The sequence below is a fragment of the Frisingicoccus sp. genome, from assembly GCF_048388605.1.
GTDB lineage: Bacteria > Bacillota > Clostridia > Lachnospirales > Lachnospiraceae > Frisingicoccus.
Genome location: NZ_DBGCTU010000040.1, coordinates 18,240 through 36,368 on the forward strand (window position 1 = coordinate 18,240; position 18,129 = coordinate 36,368).

Annotated in this window: 16 protein-coding genes; 15 read left to right on the top strand and 1 reads right to left on the bottom strand. The window is 41.7% G+C overall.

Annotated elements, in window-relative coordinates:
- The first annotated feature begins 19 nt into the window (after positions 1–19).
- From ACMN7X_RS10725 to ACMN7X_RS10775, 11 genes are all read left to right on the top strand, one after another.
- Positions 20–1,399 (top strand): APC family permease, encoded by a 1,380-nt coding sequence (locus ACMN7X_RS10725; protein WP_418747460.1) that lies wholly within the window; start codon positions 20–22, stop codon positions 1,397–1,399.
- A gap of 105 nt (positions 1,400–1,504) precedes the next feature.
- Positions 1,505–2,668 carry an ImmA/IrrE family metallo-endopeptidase gene (locus ACMN7X_RS10730; RefSeq protein ID WP_418747461.1) on the top strand — a complete coding sequence of 388 codons (1,164 nt, stop codon included), beginning with the start codon at positions 1,505–1,507 and terminating at the stop codon, positions 2,666–2,668.
- Positions 2,662–3,207 carry a DUF4411 family protein gene (locus ACMN7X_RS10735; RefSeq protein ID WP_418747462.1) on the top strand — a complete coding sequence of 182 codons (546 nt, stop codon included), beginning with the start codon at positions 2,662–2,664 and terminating at the stop codon, positions 3,205–3,207. The genes ACMN7X_RS10730 and ACMN7X_RS10735 overlap by 7 nt, the downstream gene beginning before the upstream one ends.
- A 109-nt stretch (positions 3,208–3,316) precedes the next feature.
- Complete coding sequence (locus tag ACMN7X_RS10740) at positions 3,317–4,033, top strand: LytR/AlgR family response regulator transcription factor (RefSeq protein WP_418747463.1); 717 nt, start codon at positions 3,317–3,319, stop codon at positions 4,031–4,033.
- A gap of 204 nt (positions 4,034–4,237) precedes the next feature.
- Entirely contained in the window at positions 4,238–4,954 is a 717-nt protein-coding gene (locus ACMN7X_RS10745) for a LytR/AlgR family response regulator transcription factor (protein WP_418747464.1), read from the top strand.
- Positions 4,947–6,260, top strand: a complete 1,314-nt coding sequence (locus ACMN7X_RS10750) for a sensor histidine kinase (protein ID WP_418747465.1) — start codon at positions 4,947–4,949, stop codon at positions 6,258–6,260. Before ACMN7X_RS10745 ends, ACMN7X_RS10750 begins: the two co-directional genes overlap by 8 nt.
- 102 nt (positions 6,261–6,362) lie before the next feature.
- Positions 6,363–6,515: a hypothetical protein gene (locus tag ACMN7X_RS10755; protein WP_418747466.1), complete on the top strand. Its 153-nt coding sequence runs from the start codon at positions 6,363–6,365 to the stop codon at positions 6,513–6,515.
- 23 nt (positions 6,516–6,538) lie between these two features.
- Positions 6,539–9,433: a type 2 lanthipeptide synthetase LanM family protein gene (locus ACMN7X_RS10760; protein ID WP_418747467.1), complete on the top strand. Its 2,895-nt coding sequence runs from the start codon at positions 6,539–6,541 to the stop codon at positions 9,431–9,433.
- Positions 9,434–9,474: 41 nt separating this feature from the next.
- Complete coding sequence (locus tag ACMN7X_RS10765) at positions 9,475–9,882, top strand: RNA polymerase sigma factor (RefSeq protein ID WP_418747468.1); 408 nt, start codon at positions 9,475–9,477, stop codon at positions 9,880–9,882.
- Positions 9,883–9,884: 2 nt separating this feature from the next.
- Entirely contained in the window at positions 9,885–10,139 is a 255-nt protein-coding gene (locus ACMN7X_RS10770) for a helix-turn-helix domain-containing protein (protein ID WP_418747469.1), read from the top strand.
- A 312-nt stretch (positions 10,140–10,451) separates the two neighbouring features.
- Positions 10,452–11,369, top strand: coding sequence for an Rpn family recombination-promoting nuclease/putative transposase (locus ACMN7X_RS10775; RefSeq protein WP_418747470.1), 918 nt, complete (start codon positions 10,452–10,454; stop codon positions 11,367–11,369).
- Positions 11,370–11,465: 96 nt separating this feature from the next.
- Here ACMN7X_RS10775 and ACMN7X_RS10780 read toward each other — a convergent pair whose 3' ends face one another.
- Positions 11,466–13,841, bottom strand: a complete 2,376-nt coding sequence (locus ACMN7X_RS10780; RefSeq protein ID WP_418747471.1) for an endonuclease MutS2 — start codon at positions 13,839–13,841, stop codon at positions 11,466–11,468.
- Between the two features lie 161 nt (positions 13,842–14,002).
- On the opposite strand from ACMN7X_RS10780, the gene ACMN7X_RS10785 reads away from it, so the two are divergent.
- The 4 genes from ACMN7X_RS10785 to ACMN7X_RS10800 all read left to right on the top strand — a co-directional run bounded on the left by ACMN7X_RS10785 (position 14,003) and on the right by ACMN7X_RS10800 (position 18,031).
- Complete coding sequence (locus ACMN7X_RS10785) at positions 14,003–14,944, top strand: 3'-5' exoribonuclease YhaM family protein (protein WP_418747472.1); 942 nt, start codon at positions 14,003–14,005, stop codon at positions 14,942–14,944.
- A 30-nt stretch (positions 14,945–14,974) separates the two neighbouring features.
- A complete protein-coding gene (gene rlmD / locus ACMN7X_RS10790; RefSeq protein ID WP_418747473.1) occupies positions 14,975–16,351 on the top strand; it encodes a 23S rRNA (uracil(1939)-C(5))-methyltransferase RlmD in 1,377 nt (458 codons plus the stop codon).
- A 167-nt stretch (positions 16,352–16,518) separates the two neighbouring features.
- Positions 16,519–17,583 (top strand): alpha/beta fold hydrolase, encoded by a 1,065-nt coding sequence (locus tag ACMN7X_RS10795; RefSeq protein WP_418747474.1) that lies wholly within the window; start codon positions 16,519–16,521, stop codon positions 17,581–17,583.
- 7 nt (positions 17,584–17,590) lie between these two features.
- Positions 17,591–18,031, top strand: a complete 441-nt coding sequence (locus tag ACMN7X_RS10800) for a helix-turn-helix domain-containing protein (protein WP_418747475.1) — start codon at positions 17,591–17,593, stop codon at positions 18,029–18,031.
- Positions 18,032–18,129: the final 98 nt, after the last annotated feature.

Consider the following 18,129-nt stretch of genomic DNA (forward strand, 5'->3'; position numbering starts at 1 on the left):
GGAAAGCGAGGTATGAAAAATGAGCGAGAATAATAATGGAAATCACTTGAAAAAAAGCTTAAGTATGATGACAATGATTGCCATTGCTGCCGGAGCAGTCATCGGCGGATGGCTGGCAGAGAGTCCTTATTGGTACTCCTTAACCGGGCCGGGAGCCGCATTTATCTTCCTGGGACTGGCGGTATTGTTGGTGCCTGTCGGATTGGCCTTTGCGGAAATGGTTGCTTTGCTGCCGTTTTCATCTTCCGTCGCTGTCTGGACAGCCAATGCGACAAATCATAAGTTTGGCTGGTGTATTCAGTGGCTGATGTTTTTGATCCAGATTGTTGAACCGCCGATCTGCGCCTTTATTTTGACGACAGCATTGGGATTCTTTATCGAATTTACGACAACTCAGACCATGCTGATCGCCGTTGCCATATGTGTGATATGGTACATTATCTCCAACTTTAATATATCGATTTCCGGCCGTTTAAGTAATATCTTTTTCTATTCAATGGTCGGCATTTCGATCTGCATCATGATTCTGTTCTTTACAAGCGGAAAATGGAGCGTTGACAATTTACTCGGTCACGGCGGCTGGTTTCCGAAGGGCGGATATGGGTTGTTCCTCGCGTCCGGCGTATTGACGATTAAATATATCGGTTTCGAGATGACGCCGACAATGATAGAGGAGACGACTTTCCCGGTTAAAAACATGTGGAAGGTTATCCTGGCGGCCCTGTTTATTCCGGCTATTATGTATGCGGTTGTTGTTATCGCTATCGGCGGTATGGCGCCGTGGACAGAATTGGCTGAAATGTCAATGCCGGAGCCGGAACTGATCCGTTCCCTTGGCCTTCCGATGATTTTTGCCTGGGGCGCGCTGATTGCCGGTTCTCTGCACGGATTTACAACATTTATGGGATTCTGGACATCATCGGCCCGTGTACTTTACGGCGCTGCCCAGTTAAATATGCTTCCTGCACCATTTAAGAAACTGAATAAATACGGTCAGCCTTATGTATCAAACTTTGTTGTTTTACTGTTCTCCGTATTTTTCTGCATTTTCTCTGCAAGCAACTGGGTACAGTACATTTATGCGGTTTCCTGCATCGCGGCCGGACTGGTTTACTTTATGGTTTGCTTCGATGCCTACAAGCTGCGGAAAACACATCCGGAGTGGCCGAGACCATATAAGGCTCCGGGCGGCAACGCCTTCTTATTCCTTGGCATGCTGGTATCCGTTTGGGTAGTCATCGCGTCCTCATTGTCCCTCGACTTTGCCGGATGGATGTCCCTTGTGGCTTATATGGCCATCGGTATCGTTGTCCTTATTTTGATGGAATCTTACCGCAAGAAAAATCCGGGCAAGCTTGAGCCGATCATCCTGACACCGGATAATATTGATGAAAATTAGTCGGGCAAATTTAAAGAAATGGTGGGTACAATGTATTCATCATTTCTTTTTTTGTTTTCATTTGATATAATTAAATTATAAAATCTGATGGGAGGAGGTAGTGCTATGCCAATGGTAAATGTGAATATTCAGCCTGAAATAATTCATTGGGCGTTGAGCCAGACATCTGAAGAAAAACTTGGTGATAAGTTGATGAATAATATAAGCCAATGGCTTTCTGGTACTAAAACGCCGACTTTCAATCAGATAGAGGATTTTAGTAAAAAAGCCAATATTCCTTTGGGATATTTTTTCCTGCAGACTCCGCCGACAGAGTCTTTAGATTTGTTAGAATATCGAACGGTAGACAGTGTTCAATTGTCCAGGCCAAGTCGAAATTTAATTGATACCATTCATGAGATGGAAAGCATTCAGGATTGGATGAAAGGTTACAGGCAGGATTTTGGATTTGACAGGCTGCCGGTTGTTGGATGTATGAAAGGGGTAGAGGATATATATGTTATTGCGGATCGGATACGCAATGATCTGGAATTAGATGATACTTGGTATGAGAAAGTTAAAGACGCCAGAGAATCTTTCAATTATATCAGAACACAGTTGGAAGTATGCGGTATTGTTGTCATGATGAACGGCGTCGTAGGGAGAAATACGCATCGCGCATTGGATGTGAATGAATTTCGTGCATTTGCGATGGTGGATGACTGGGCTCCGCTTATATTTATTAATGCAGCGGATTCTAATGGAGCTAAATTGTTTTCTATGCTGCATGAGGTGGTTCATATCTGGTTAGGCAGAAATGATTTATTTAATGACAGACAAAGCAGAATAACCGGTGTGAGTAAGCCGGAAGTGCTTTGTAATGCCGTTGCCGGAGAATTAATAGTGCCAAAGAATCTATTTTTAAGCAAATGGGATATAGCGGATATGGATGTATTCGAAAAAATTACGGAATTGGCAAAATATTTTCGATGTGGAGAAATTGTTATCGCCCGAAAGGCGTTTGATTGCAAAAAGATAGATAAGAATATTTATAACCAGGTGGTGCAAACTGCAATTGAAAACTACAGGCGAATGAAAGAAAATAAACAAAAAAACAGTGGTAATTATTATAATACGATGGGCTCTCGATTGGACAGATGTTTTATAAGAGCATTGTGCGAAAGTATCAATATGGGCAGGACGACTTATACGGAGGCCTATCGTTTGACTAATACCAGCCGTAAAACATTTTCGGAAGTGGCACAGCGTTTGGGAGGTGTGGAATGGTAGAGAAGTTTTTAATTGATTCCAATTCCTTTATGACGCCATATAGACAGTACTATGCCTTTGATCTGGTTCCGACTTATTGGAAGGAAATATCAAAATGCACGAATTCCGGTAAATTAGTATTACTCGATATGGTAAAAGCTGAAATTGATAAAGGTGAGGATGATTTGGCTGATTGGGTAAGCAAACAAGAAGGCTTTATTATCTGTAATCATATATCACCGGAAATTATCGGTAAGTATCAGGAAGTTTTGCAGTATGTACAAACATGTGGTTTATATAAAGAACAGGCATTGAGGGCATGGGCTAATGGGGATGTTGCAGATCCATGGCTGATTGCTGCGGCATCAGTAAACGATTATACGATTATCACAGCAGAGGTGGCATCGGGGGGATTGAGTGTAAAGAATCCGAATAAAAATGCTAAAATTCCTGATGTTGCAAAAGCGTTTGGAGTTCAGACTAATAACCTTTATTATATGGATGAGACAATTGGAAATTCGGATATAGGCGGTTACATAGTTGTGGTTAGGAATAATTAGCTTACTGTATAAAAAATTGGATTAGACTAATCTTGAGACGCTTCATTACCTGTGAGGGTGAAGCGTTTTTCTTTTATAAAAACAAAAGAAAAAACAGGAGGATTTTAAGATGTTAAAAATTGCGATTGTGGATGATGAGCCGATTTTTTGTGAAAGAATCAGAAAGAAGCTTTATTCGGTATATGAGAAAGTGAATCTTGCCATACAGGCAGATTGTTATACCAGGGGGAAAGAAGTACTATATGAAGTGGATGACGGAAGATATTATGATGCATATTTATTGGATATTGACCTCCCGGATATGTCCGGCATAGATTTGGGGAAGAGACTTAGAGAAAAGTCTCCTTATAGCTATATCATTTTTCTTACGGCTTATCCCCAGTTTGCTATTGATGGGTATAGCGCCAGAGCTTATCAATATATTCTAAAGGATGAATGGGAAGAAAAGCTTGAAACAACTCTATATCATATTCAAAAAGAAATCGAATCCCGAACGGAACCGTCATATCGGATTACGGTGGGAGCAAAATTAGAAAAAATACCGGTGAAGGATATTTATTACTTATATAAAGAAGGAAAAAATGTTGTATTTCAGACACGAAACGGCGAGAGCAGTGTTCGAAAGACATTGTCTGAGGTTTACGAGGATTTGCCGGAAGGGGAGTTTATTTATGTAGACAGAAGTTTTATTGTTAATGTTCAGCATGTGATGAAATTAAAAAATAAAGAACTTTATATGTCAAACGGGGAGAGAGTGCCTGTCAGCAAACCTCAGCTGGATAGAGTTAAAACAGAAATAAATGCATACTGGAAGAGTCACATATAAAGACCAGATAAAGGCCGGGCAGATAAGACATTCTTTGGATGTTCCATTGTATATAACAATGGGGCATATTTTTTATTATGGGAAACCTGTGTAAAAATAATCCACAAGTTATAGGCTTTACGATGGAAATCTATAATGATAAACTGAGCCTGATTCAAAAAATGCAGAGCGCGCAAGAAAATAAGATTAAGAGGGTGGTAATTAATGTTAAGGATTGCGGTTTTGGATGATGAACAGATTTTTAATAAACGGATAAAAAAAGAAATTTATGCTTACTATGCGCAAACAAACCAGGCCGTGACGGTAGATTGCTATTGCAATGGCAGAAGTTTGATGTACGAAGTGGATGACGGTAAGTATTATGATGTTTATCTGTTGGATATTGACCTTCCCGATATGTCCGGAATTGATTTGGGACGGAAACTCAGAGAAAAGTCCCCTTACCCCTATATCGTTTTTCTTACGGCTTATCCTCAGTATGCCATTGAGGGTTATAGCGCAAGGGCTTATCAGTACATATTAAAAGATGAATGGAAAAAGAAGTTGGATGAAACATTAGGAAATATTCAAAAGGAGATGGAATCCCAAATGGAACCATCCTATCGAATTATCGTGAGCACAAAGCTGGAGAAAGTACCAATTAAAGATATTTATTATCTGTATAAAGACGGAAAAAATGTTGTATTTCAGACACGGAATGGAGAGAGCAGCATTCGTAAAACTTTATCTGAAGTGTATGAAGAACTGCCGGAACAGAATTTTATATATGTGGACCGCAGTTTTATTGTAAATATTGAGCATGTGATGAAATTGAAAAACAAGCAGATTTATATGTCTAATGGCGAAATTATTCCTGTCAGCAAACCCCAGTTAGAAAGAGTGAAAATAGAAATTAATACTTATTGGAGGAACCATGTGTAAGCAATTCATATTTTGGGCAACAGAATACTTAAATTATTATTCTTTGATTTTCTGGGGAATCAAATTGTTTTTGAAAAAATATGACGTGAAGACAGGAAGAAAAGAATGGATTGAGAACGTCATCATTATTGTGGTAAGTGCGCCGGTGGTGTGGCTGTGTGCGGATAATTATAGGTTTATGAAGTATTCCAATATAGTATCATACATATTGGTGTTATATATAAATGTGTTTATAAAAATTTATACAAAGGGAAAAGTTAAAAAATTTTTTCTATTATCAGCAACCTATATTCAATGTATGCGACTTATAGATTTATTAGTAGTTGCGATCGTTCTTGAAGTTAATCGGGTAAGTAGATATGCAAATTGGGATATAATTGATTTCGGAATTGCCAGAAGTATATTTATGATTTGCTTAGCTATTAGTTATTATATGCTTTATCGTTTGATGTACCAGAAACAAATCTTGTTTTCTTTGTTTGAAAATGAGCTTTATAAAGGTTTTATATGGCTATATAGTATGATAGGTATATTTTGCTTTTGTAGGGTTTATCAATTTGAATATATGGAACAATTGATTCAATATTGGACATTTTATTTAGTTTGTTTATTTATTTTTGCGGGTTTATTTATATATTATTTTGTTAAAATTAAAGAAGAAGAAAAAGAACGTATTTTAAATATGCGAAATGATTTTTTAGAATCAGGTTATCAATCATTGCGAAAAGCATATGATGAAAATCGTATGATGTATCATGATTTTAAGAACCATATGCTGGTGGTAAATGAATTAATTCAAGAAGAAAAGAATAAGGAAGCTTTAGAATACATTAATACGTATATTCATAGAACATTAAGCATTAATCGGAGAGTGGGATCCGGTTGTAAAATTATCGATATTATTGTGAATTGCAAGAATGCCGAGGCCGTGGAAAAATGTATCAAATTTACATATGAGATTGATTATATTGGTGAAATTGGTATAGCAGATATTGATATGTGTGCTCTATTGGCTAATCTGCTGGATAATGCCATTGAAGCGTGTGAGAAAATTGATGAAGAGAAGCGGCGGATAGATTTAAAAATCAAAAGAGTTAATGATATGCTTTTTATATGGAGTGAAAATTCAATGAAAGAAGTTGGCAAGGAAAGATCTAATTTTTTTCGGACAAACAAGGAAAACAAGATTCTTCATGGTTTAGGAGTCAAAAGTATTGATAATGTTGTTAAGAAGTATGACGGTCATAAGGAATATGAGATTCAAAAAGATAGGTTTCGGATTTATATTAGTATACCAACAAATTGACTACTCAGGGACAAAATTCGACAATTTAAGGACAGGATGATAAAAACGAGAAAATGGTAGATATAATTAAAGAGAAAATTTAAACAAAGGAGGGGAAAGCGAATGGAAAACAGAAAGAATGAAAACAACATGAATCTGGCTGGAGACATTAGCAGGGAAATGGAGGAAATCCAGAAAATGCAGACAGTAATGCCGCAGTATTTAACAGTTGTGACAAATACTTGTTCTGGATTTAGAACAATTTTCTGTTGCTAATGAGTAATTAAAAACTGTAAAAGATGACAAAAAGTAAGAAAGAATTCGAGAATATTGTTTATCAAAGTTTAAAAGAGAAAGAGGGATTCTTTGGCGATCCCGGAAATGTTTTTAATCCTTTTTTTGACTGTATTGCCAATGCGGCGCTCAAAGAAATCGAAGGCGAGATGGCGGTCGTGAATATATCGGGTCGTCCGGCGCGAGAGGTCATCGATTCGGGTGTTTTGAAGCAGATTTTAATCAAGGTTTCGAAACGGGTTTTGATCTATGATATGAATGTTCGGCGAGAGGCCGGAGAACTGGCAGGCGATTCAGAGGAAGAGGAATATGCGGATTATGTTTGTCATCATTTGATGCAGCCGGAATATGTGCGGAATTTATTCACCGAATATCCGATTTGGCGGGATGCGCTGTTTCAGAGTTTGAAATTCTATATTCGAAATATAATAGAAGTTTTTCAGCATTTGACTTCAGATAAAGAGGATTTAAATGCAGGACTTTTCGCGGAAAATCCTTTTGAAGAAGTTCTTCGGATATCGGGAAGCGGTTCAGATTCACATTGTGAAAATCGCGTTGTTTATCGAGTAGAGCTGGATAATGGTGAGGTCATTTACCATAAGTCCAGAGTGAATACCGGCGTTCGATTTTTTAACGAGCTGTATGTACGGATTGGCAATTCCTGTGGGGTGTCTGCATACATAAATCCTGCATTGGAGCGGGATGATTATGTTTGGGAAAAAGAGGCATCCTACAGGGAGTGTCAGTCTGAGCAGCAGGTAAAAAACTATTTTACCCGGCTTGGAATGATTTTGTGCATTTGCCATTTATGCCATAGCGGAGATATGCACTATGAAAACATGGTGGCCTGCGGCGAGTATCCGGTGCTGATCGATTATGAGACATTGATTCAGCTGCCTCCGGAGCAGACGCCTGTCGATGAGAAGCAGACCAATGTTTTTATCGGGATGTCGGTATTGCCGATAGGCATACTTCCGTTTTATGGAGCCAGAAATAAGAATTTCAATGCGGATTTCAGCGGTCTTTGCGGCGGCGGAAAACAAATGATGGACTTGAAGATTCCGGTGATAGCTGATCCCGGCAAATCCACAATGCGGATTGCCTATAAGTATGGTGAGACTCAGGAGAAAAATAACCGGGTACGCTTGAATGGAGAGCTTGTTGATCCGGGAGATTATTTACATAATATTTATGAGGGCTTTGAGGCCGGATATTTGTATATTTATGAACATAAGGCGCAGGTCAGCCAATTGGCCGAAATGATGAGCCGGTCACTTTACCGGCAGCTTTTCAGAAATACTCAGGAATATCATATGATTCTTGATTTATCCTATCATCCGCAGTTTATGCGTGAGGACGGTATGCGGCGGGAATTCCTTAAAAATGCGTTGTCTATAATTGAGTTTAACGATAAATTCTGGATCGTAGATCAGGAAATTGAGGATATGCTGAAGGGTGATATCCCTTATTTTCAATTTCATATGGGTTCGGGAGAGATTCTTAATTCCCGTGGAAAGCCGTTGGAAACATTTTATAAACGGACCGGGATGGAGTTTATCGGGAATCAAATTCAAAATCGGACATTGGAAGATTTGCGTGTGCAGAAACAGCTTATTGAGACGGCCCTAACCTATTCAAGGGCAGCGTTTTTGAAAACGAATATATCCCGGTTTGCAGCAGAGGATATCAAAAATATTTCAGTGGAGAATTTGTGCTCAAAGATTGCGGATGTGGTTTATGAACACCGCATAGAATTGCCGGGGCAGATTCGGTGGATAAATACCCGGACAATGGCGGTCAATGTGGATAAACGCTACACGTACTACATGGAAATGTCAGACAGATATCTCTATGAGGGAATCATGGGAATGGCTGTCTTTTCGGCAGCTATGTCGAAATGGAAGCCGGAGCATCAAATTTCCGGAGTATATGAAACGATTATAAAGGAATTGTTTGCGTATACGGATCTGACGCTGGAAAATGGAACGGAGAATTTACCTACAGGGATTTTCTTTGGAGAAAGTTCTATTGTTTATGGGTATCAGTTATTGTATCAAATAACAAAAGAGCCGGTATATCTGGAATATGCGGCAAAACATTGCCGGATCACAGCAGAGAATCTTGCATTTGACAACCAGTTCGATATTGTCGGCGGAAATGCCGGTGCGATCATGGCCTTTTTGAATATGTATGATTTTCGCAGGGAAAGTTGCTATCTGGAAATGGCCGAAGCGGCGGCAGAGGAATTGTTGAAACATGCGGTATCTGCAGAAACGGGAATCGGTTGGAAAAGCATCAGCAACGGGGCATTACTTGGCGGCTTTGCTCATGGGTGTGCCGGAATTATGTATTCTCTGGCCCGTCTTGCCCGATATACAGGGAAAAGCAGATATCGGGATGCGGCTTTTCAGGCATTTTTGTATGAAAGGACTTTATATTGTCCGGAGAAAGGCGGTTGGCGGGATTTAAGGGCTGATGAAGAGCTGTATATGTCGGACTTTAAATGGTGCCATGGAACTGCCGGAATCCTGTTGGGCTGGGAACTCTCCTTGCCGTATTTCATCGGAATTCAAAAAGAAATGTTGGGCCGGGAGATAGAAAGGCTGACTGCGGATTATCCGAATATAACCTGCAGGGAAGAAGTGGGGCTGTGTCATGGTAATTTGGGAAATATCATGATCGGAGAGCTGGCCGAGATGAATGTATGGGAAGATTCCATGCGGAAAAACATGATGGAAAGTCTTTGGGTCCTGCAGAAGTTATTTATGGAAAATGAAACAAAAGCCGTATTGCGTGAGCATTACGATTACAGTCTGATGACAGGGTTAGCCGGAGTGGGCTATGGCTTACTTCGCAGCCTGTTCCCGAATTTGCCGGGAATTTTAGATTTACAGCTTTGAAAAACAATGTCGGTGGAAGTAATGAGCAGGGGGGAGAATCAATGAATACATTTGAAGAAACCGTATCTTATCGCTTTGCAGCATTTTGTGTAAAAGTATTGAAGCTGAGTGCGCGAAAATGTTATGAAGAGATTGGAAGGCGTAATGAGAAAGAAATGTCACTTTCTTTCCTGTGTGAGAATGCACTGGATTATTTGATAACGGAAGACAAATATTTCGGTGTTCCCCATCGCTTTGCTGTAAATGGTTATCCGGTAGAAATTCGGGATGATAATCTTGGCGAGGCAATCAGCCAGCTGGATAAAGCATATCAGGATATTTTGCTTCTGTATTATTTTTTAGGATTTACGAATAAAGAAATCGCAGAGATGAAAGGATGTTCTCTGAGAACTTTAATTCGAAGAAAAGAGCAGGCGCTGAGGTTGATGCGCGAGGTATTGGAGGAATAGGTATGGCTAAAAAATCTGCAGATAATCGCGTGCCCTATTCGGTGGTGGAAGCGGCGGTCCGCGGGGATTCGGAAGCCCTGAAAAAGGTTCTTGAATGTCATAATGCTTATATATGCAAATTGTGTACACGCAAGGTTTACGATGATGTCGGAGATTTACATTATGAGATTGACTGGGACATGAAGTCGCGAATTGAAAGTATGCTTGTACATGCGATCATTATGAATTTCAAGATAGACTATGACTCCGATAAATGAATTGTAAAAATGAAAAAGAGCGCTTTGAAAGTTGATAAAACAACAGGATAAGCGCTCTTTTTCCATAAATGCAGAAATGTGTCGAAGGATTTATATTGAAACCGGATCCTTTTTTCGGTATAGTAAAACTGTCAAAGCGCACAGCTTCTATGTGCGGCAGTTTCCATTCGGAAACAGAAATTCCCAGGAATATTTTTAATGAGGCGGAAGAAAGATATTGAGAAAAATGGACAGGTTTACTATAATAAAAATAGATTCGAGTGTTTTCTCAAAGCTTCTGAGCCGGGTATTTATGGTCGAAGGAGGAGTTTTATGGGAGAGACACAGGAATTTATTATGAAGCCGAAAATTGATTTTTGCTTCAAGGAACTTATGGAAGAGGAATTGGTCCGGCGGGGATTTCTTTCCGCCCTTTTGGGCGTGCGGCCGGAGGATATTGGCGGGACAGAGTTGATGCCGACAGTGCTGCGAAAACCTCATGCGGATGACAAACAGGGAATTTTGGATGTGCGGGTGATGCTGACGGATGGTTCCCAGATGGATATTGAGATTCAGGTGGCTTCTTACAAGCAGTGGCCGGAACGTTCATTATTCTATTTGTGCAAGATGTTTTGTGAGCAGATACGAGCCGGAGATTCCTATGAGAAGATGAAGAAGTGTATTCATGTGGGAATACTGGATTTTAATCTGTTTAATGACAGTTCTGAATACTATTCCCGGTTTCATTTATGGGAAGATCATCGGAATCAAATGTACAGCGATAAGATTGAGGTACATATTCTTGAATTGAAAAAAGTCCGAGAGAATCAGTATTTGGAAAATCCACTTCTGAATTGGGCCAGATTTTTGGGCAGTGAGAAAAGGGAGGAAATGGAAACTTTGGCAGAAAAAGATGTGTATATCGATGCGGCTTACCAGCGATTGATGGCCCTCAGCGAAGATGAGAGGAAAAAGCTGGAATATGATAACCGTATGAAAGCTATTCGAGATTACAACAGTTTCAGACAGGAGGGAATTCGTGAGGGCAGAGAAGAGGGCAGAAAACAGGGAGCGTTTCAGAAACTAATTTCAATGGTTTGCAAAAAAATGGTGAAAGGTAAGTCGCCGGAGGCTATTGCGGAGGAACTGGAAGAAGATAGGGAAACCATTGAACGGATTTATACAGCGGCCCGAAAATACGCGCCGGAATACGAAGCGGATAAGATTTATAAAGAAATTTTTCCGGAATAGCTGCATGATACGAAAGAGGAAAATTTAAATGAATACAAAAGAGAAATAAAAGAGGCTCTTCGAAACCTATCGGTTTTGGGAAGAACCTCTTTTGTATTATTTAAAATCAACGATGGTAACGCCAGTTTCGCCTTCGCCGAAGGCGCCGAGACGGTAGGATTTAACGTAACGGCATTTTTTCAGTTTATTGTGGACGGCGGTACGTAGTTTTCCCGTGCCGCGGCCATGAATGATGGTTACCTGATTCAAGTGAGCCAGATAGGCATCATCCAGATATTTATCAAGTTCAGGCATCGCCTCATCCACGGTTTTGCCGATAATATTCAGGCTGGTGCTGATGGAAGCGGACTTGGACATTTTGATTTTTCCGGCGCCGGTTTTCTTTAAGGTCGGCGCTTTGATAACCTCTTCATCCAACAGTTCCAGATCGGTCAGGCTGACCATGGATTTTAAAATGCCCATTTGCACGGCTACCTGCCCTTTGCTGTTCGGTTTTCCGGTGATTGTTCCTTTAATGTTCATGCTGAGGACCCGGACACTGTCGCCCGGATGGAAATCCTCCGGTCGGTTTTTCTTTGCCTGGTCTTTTTTCAGGGCCAGACGTTCATCGGTTTTAGAAAGTTTGTCCCGGACGGCGGAACGTTTCTTTTCCAGTTCCTTCATATTCCCGGTATTTGCGGCGGCCAGCTTATTCATATCCCGAATCGTCTGATCCGCATAATCTTTGGCATCCTGGAGGATTTTTCGGGCCTGTTCATTGGCTTCGCGCAGAATCCGTTCTTTTTGTTTGGACAGATTATCCTGTTTGGTTTCCAGTTTTTGCTTTAATCCGGCAACCTCAGCTTTATATTGTTCAATTTCCAACCGTTCCTTTTCGATGGTCGAACGGCTTGTTTCTAAATCGGCGATTAAATCCTCAAAACTCTGGTCGTTAGCGTCGATGAATTTTTTTGCCTCATCGATCATATAATCCGGCAGGCCGAGTTTGCTGGAAATGGCAAAGGCATTGCTCTTTCCGGGGATACCGATCAAAAGCCTGTAAGTAGGACTTAACGTTTCCACATTAAACTCACAGCTTGCATTGCAGGCGCCTTCCGTGGAAAGGGCGAAAACCTTCAATTCACTATAGTGGGTTGTCGCCATCGTGGTCACATTCCGGCGCAGGAAATTTTTCAGGATTGCCATGGCCAGAGCGGCGCCTTCGGTAGGATCCGTCCCGGCACAGAGTTCATCCAGAAGGACAAGGGAGCGATAGTTTGACTTGTCAATAATAGAGACAATATTTGTCATATGGGATGAAAATGTACTGAGACTTTGCTCAATGCTTTGTTCATCTCCGATATCGGCAAATACATCTTCATAAACAGCCAGTTCTGAATGGTCAAATGCCGGAATATGCAGACCGGCCTGACCCATCAACGTTAAAAGGCCGACGGTTTTTAAGGATACGGTTTTACCTCCGGTATTCGGACCGGTGACAATAAGAAGCCGGTAATCCTTGCCGACGGAAATGTCAATGGGTACGACCTTCTTTTTATCCAGAAGCGGATGACGGCCCTTTTTAATATTTATATAGCCGTTTTCATTGAATAAAGGTTCCGAACCGTTATAGCTTCTGGAGAGATTTGCTTTGGCAAATACAAAATCCAGGTGGGCCATGACAGAGATATCGGTGGATAATTCTTCCTGATATTCGGCACACTGATTGCTCAGTTCGGCAAGAATTTTTTCAATTTCCTCCTTTTCTTTTGCGGCCAGTTCCCTTAAATCATTGTTTAATTTGACAACAGCCATCGGTTCGATAAATAAAGTGGAGCCGGAGGACGACTGATCATGGATCATTCCCTGAATCTGACTGCGATATTCGGCTTTTACAGGAAGGCAGTATCTTCCGCCGCGCATGGTGATCAGGTTGTCCTGGAGCATGGAGCTGACAGAGGATGAATTGACCATGGAATTTAACTGGCTGTGAATCCGTTCATTGGTCAGCTTAATGGAACGGCGCACATGCTTTAAGCCCGGGCTGGCGTCATCGGCAATCTCTTCTTCGGAGAGAATGCAGCGCCGAATTTCCCGACATACCGGGGACAGGGGTTCGATGGCGTTGAATAAACTATCCAGCGAATCGGTGTTCATGTCATCTGTTTCACGGCGGCCATAGGATTTGGCGCGCAAAGCCGTTTCCAGAAGAGACGCAATGTGCATCAGCTCTGTGACAGACAGGCTGGAGCCGACCTTTAAGCGGAGCAGGGAATCCCGAATATCCCGAAGCCCGGAAAAGGATAAACTCCCTTTGGCGTAAATCCGGGAAAGCGCATCGCTTGTTTCCATTTGATTCTGGCAGATCTCACCCAAGTCGGCCGTCGGCAGAAGCTTTCTGCACATGTCTTTACCCATCGGCGATGTGGCGTGATCCGTTAATTTTTCTATGATTTTATTGTATTCTAATATACGTAATGCTTTTTCGTTCATAAGGACACCTCATACTATTGTATTTATTATTTTACCCTATAACGGGAAAAATGAAAAGATATATTAATGTCGGCATTTTTAATTGTGTGATTTGGTGTACCCTGGACCTTTCAGATGTGCTATACTATTTACACAGTCTGGATTAGAAATGGAGAGAAAAAATGAGATTTATTTGTGAACTGCGGGAGGGAGATAATATCTCTGGTATTTATTTATGTAAAAACAAACAAAATTTAAAAACAAAGGCAGGAAAAAGCTATTACTCCCTGCTTCTTCAGGATAAAACCGGCACGGTGGATGCGAAGGTATGGGATTTGAATAATGGTATCGAACATTTTGAATCGATGGATTTTATCAAGGTGGACGGGATGGTGACCAGCTTTCAGGGAGCGCTTCAGGTGAATGTGCGGCGGGTGCGCCGGACCCAGGAGCAGGAGTATGACATGCGGGATTATCTGCCGACCAGCCGTTTTTCCATCGATGATATGATGAAGGAATTGACCGGTTATATTACGACGATACAGAATCCTTATTTGAAAGCTCTTTTGGAGAGCTTTTTCGTGAAGGATGCGGCCTTTATCAAAAGCTTTAAAGAACATTCGGCGGCAAAAAGCGTGCATCACGGTTTTGTCGGCGGGTTGCTGGAGCATACGCTGAGTGTGACAAAACTGTGCGATTTTTATTGTAAACGTTATCCGGTTTTGAACAGGGATTTATTGCTCACGGCGGCTATGTGCCATGATATTGGAAAGACAACGGAGCTTTCCCTTTTCCCGGCCAATGATTACACGGATGAAGGTCAGCTTCTTGGACATATCGTGGTGGGAACAGAAATGATCCATGATAAAATTCGGGATATTCCGAATTTCCCAAAGGTTCTTGCCAATGAGTTAAAGCATTGTATTCTGGCCCATCACGGAGAATTGGAATACGGTTCGCCAAAGAAACCGGCGTTGGTGGAAGCTCTGGCATTAAATCTGGCGGATAATACGGATGCAAAAATGGAGACGATGACAGAAATTTTTGCGGGAACAGCAGATACAACGGAGTGGATGGGATATAATCGTCTCTTTGAATCAAATTTGCGGAAAACCACGAAATAAAAGGGATATGAATAAAGGCGGTTTAGTACGATGAAGGAAAGTTTAAAGAAAAACGACCTTGTGACACTTTCCATTACCGATTTGGGCAGCAGCGGTGAAGGAATCGGCAAGGTGGACGGTTTTACTTTATTTGTGAAAGATGCGCTGATCGGTGATACGATTCAGGCAAAAATTATAAAAATGAAAAAATCCTATGGCTATGGCCGATTGATGGAAATTTTGACGCCTTCGCCTTATCGGACAGAAGCCCGGTGTCCGCAGGCCAGAGCCTGCGGCGGCTGCCAGATTCAGCCTTTGGCTTATGAGGATCAGTTGACTTATAAAGAAAATAAAGTCCGGGAACTTTTGGAGCGTGTCGGGAAAATCGGTGAGTATGAGATGGAACCGATCATTGGCATGGAAGAGCCATGGTATTATCGGAATAAGGCCCAGTTTCCTGTGGGCAGGAATAAAGAGGGCGATATTGTCACCGGGTTTTATGCGGGAAGAACCCATTCGATTGTGCCCGTGGATGAATGTTTTATTCAGCATCCGATGAATCGCCAATTGATGGATATTGTGAAAAAGTGGATGAAGGACTGTAAGGCAGCGCCATACGACGAGGTCAGCCACACAGGGTTGGTACGTCATATATTTACCCGCATCGGCAAATATACCGGCGAGATCATGGTGTGTCTTGTCATTAACGGAAAGAGAATTCCGGCGGCGGAAGAATTGGTCGCTGCGCTTAAAAGTGTGCCGGGAATGACCAGCATCTGTCTGAATATTAATCGGGAGAAATCGAATGTTATTCTGGGCAGCACTGTAAAATGTTTGTGGGGCAAACCTTATATAACGGATAAAATCGGAGATGTCGTTTATCAGATCTCACCTCTTTCCTTCTTTCAGGTCAATCCGGTGCAGACACAGAAGTTATACCGGACAGCCATGGAATATGCCGGGCTGTCCGGTAAGGAAACCGTGTGGGATTTATATTGCGGTATAGGAACCATTTCATTGTTTTTGGCCCAATGTGCGAAAAAAGTATATGGCGTGGAGATTGTGCCCCAGGCCATTGAAGACGCCGGAAAAAATGCTTTGCTGAATCACATTGAGAATGTGGAATTTTTCGTGGGGAAGGCGGAAGAGGTACTGCCGGAACAGTATGAAAAATTTGGTGTTTATGCCGATGTGATTGTTGTGGATCCGCCAAGAAAGGGTTGTGATGAAAAACTCCTCCGGTGTATGGTGCAGATGGCGCCGAAACGCATTGTTTATGTGAGTTGTGACCCGGCCACATTGGCCAGAGATCTGCATTTCCTTGAGACGAATGGATATAAAGTTAAGAAAGTGCGGTGCGTGGATATGTTTGCCCACTCGGTCCATGTGGAAACCATCGTTTTGATGTCAAGAGTTGAGAAAAAATAGCTATGCCCCGGTAATACTGAGGTTTTCCGGCAATCATGCATCAGGCAGACAAAACGCCCTGCGCAACCAAACATTACAAAAATGGATATTATTTGACATTTTTGATTGGTGGATAATCCGGCAACTTTTCATTACAATTTTCATAAGAATCAAACAAGGAGGTTCTCATGAAGAAAGCTATGAAAATTGTTGGTATGATATTATTGATTATAGCAGTAGTTGCCGTTGTTGCTTTTGGACTTTATTGGCATCACAACACGCATTGGTATGACAAATATGAGAAAGCGCTGAAGACGGCAGGCGCAGTGGAGAAACAGATGATTCTCCCGAACGGTAATGTAATAAACTATGGCGAAGTGAGTAATGATAAACCTGCGCTTTTGTTGATCCACGGGCAGATGAGTCGCTGGGAAGATTATGCGCTTGTTTTGCCGGAACTTAGTAAGAAGTGGCATATCTATGCAGTCGATGTTTATGGTCATGGAGAATCAACACACGATGAAAGTCTGTATTATCTTGATGTGAATGGGGATGACCTTATATGGTTTGTCAATCATGTTATAGGCGAGCCCACAGTGGTGGCGGGTCATTCGAACGGAGCTATTACTGCCGCCTATATTGCGGCATACGGTGGGGAAAATATATCCGGGGTAGTTTTGGAGGATCCGCCGGTATTCTCTACTGAGGGAGAAGGCTGGGAAGAGAGCTTTGCTTATCTTGATACCTACAAGCCATTGCACGACTGGAATCAATCTGAGAAAGCAGAGTGCTGGGAAAGCTACTATCTGCGTCATTGCTATTGGGGTCAGCTGTATATGTCTGATGCAATGCCGGGGATCGCGGACTATGCCCAAAAACAGTACCGAAAGAGCCCGGATAAAGCCGTTCAGATCGGGTTCCTCCCGTCTTCAATCTGGTATGTCTTTGAATATGCCAGGGAGTATGATTTTACATATGGTGAACGCTTTTATGATCTGAGCTGGAATCACGGTCTGACACACGAGGAGATATTTTCTGCAATAGAGGTTCCCTGCGTTTATATTCATGCGATGGAGAATGTGCATGAGAATGGGACGTATCTGTGTGCTGCATCTCGTGAACAAGCCGAAAGGGCGGTATCCTATATAGGCGATAACTGTCGGCTGGCAGAGACTGAGAGCAGTGATCATGTGATTCATACAGTTCACAGTGCTTTCTATATTGAAGCAGTAAATTCGCTGCTTCAGAAATGAGGATAATATGCTAAAAGAAAACTTGATCATGCTTCGAAATGCGCACGGCTTTTCTCAGGAAGAAATTGCCGGAAAAATAGGCATTTCCCGTCAGGCTTATGCAAAATGGGAGAGCGGTGCAACCGTCCCGGATATAGAAAAATGTAAGCGGCTTGCAGATATTTATGATATTACGATTGACAGCCTGATAAAAACAGAAACGATAGACGGAAGGGAGAACATTCTTCCCGCACCAAAAGGAAGAAATATCTGGGGCTCTGTGACAATAAATGAACGTGGTCAACTTGTAATCCCGAAAGCTGCGCGCGAACTGTTCGGACTTACCGGCGGCCAGAGATTAATTGTGCTCAGTGACGATAAGGAAGGCATAGCGCTTGTACCGGTGAAGCTGTTTGAAGAAAGAATGAAAAAAGCAATGGAGTGGGCATCATCCAGATCAGACGAATAATATATAATAGCATGTCATGAAAGGATGCGGCGCTGAATCAAATTTATTGAAGAAATCATATGGTATCCCATGTAAAATTATGGTAAAATTCAAGTTAA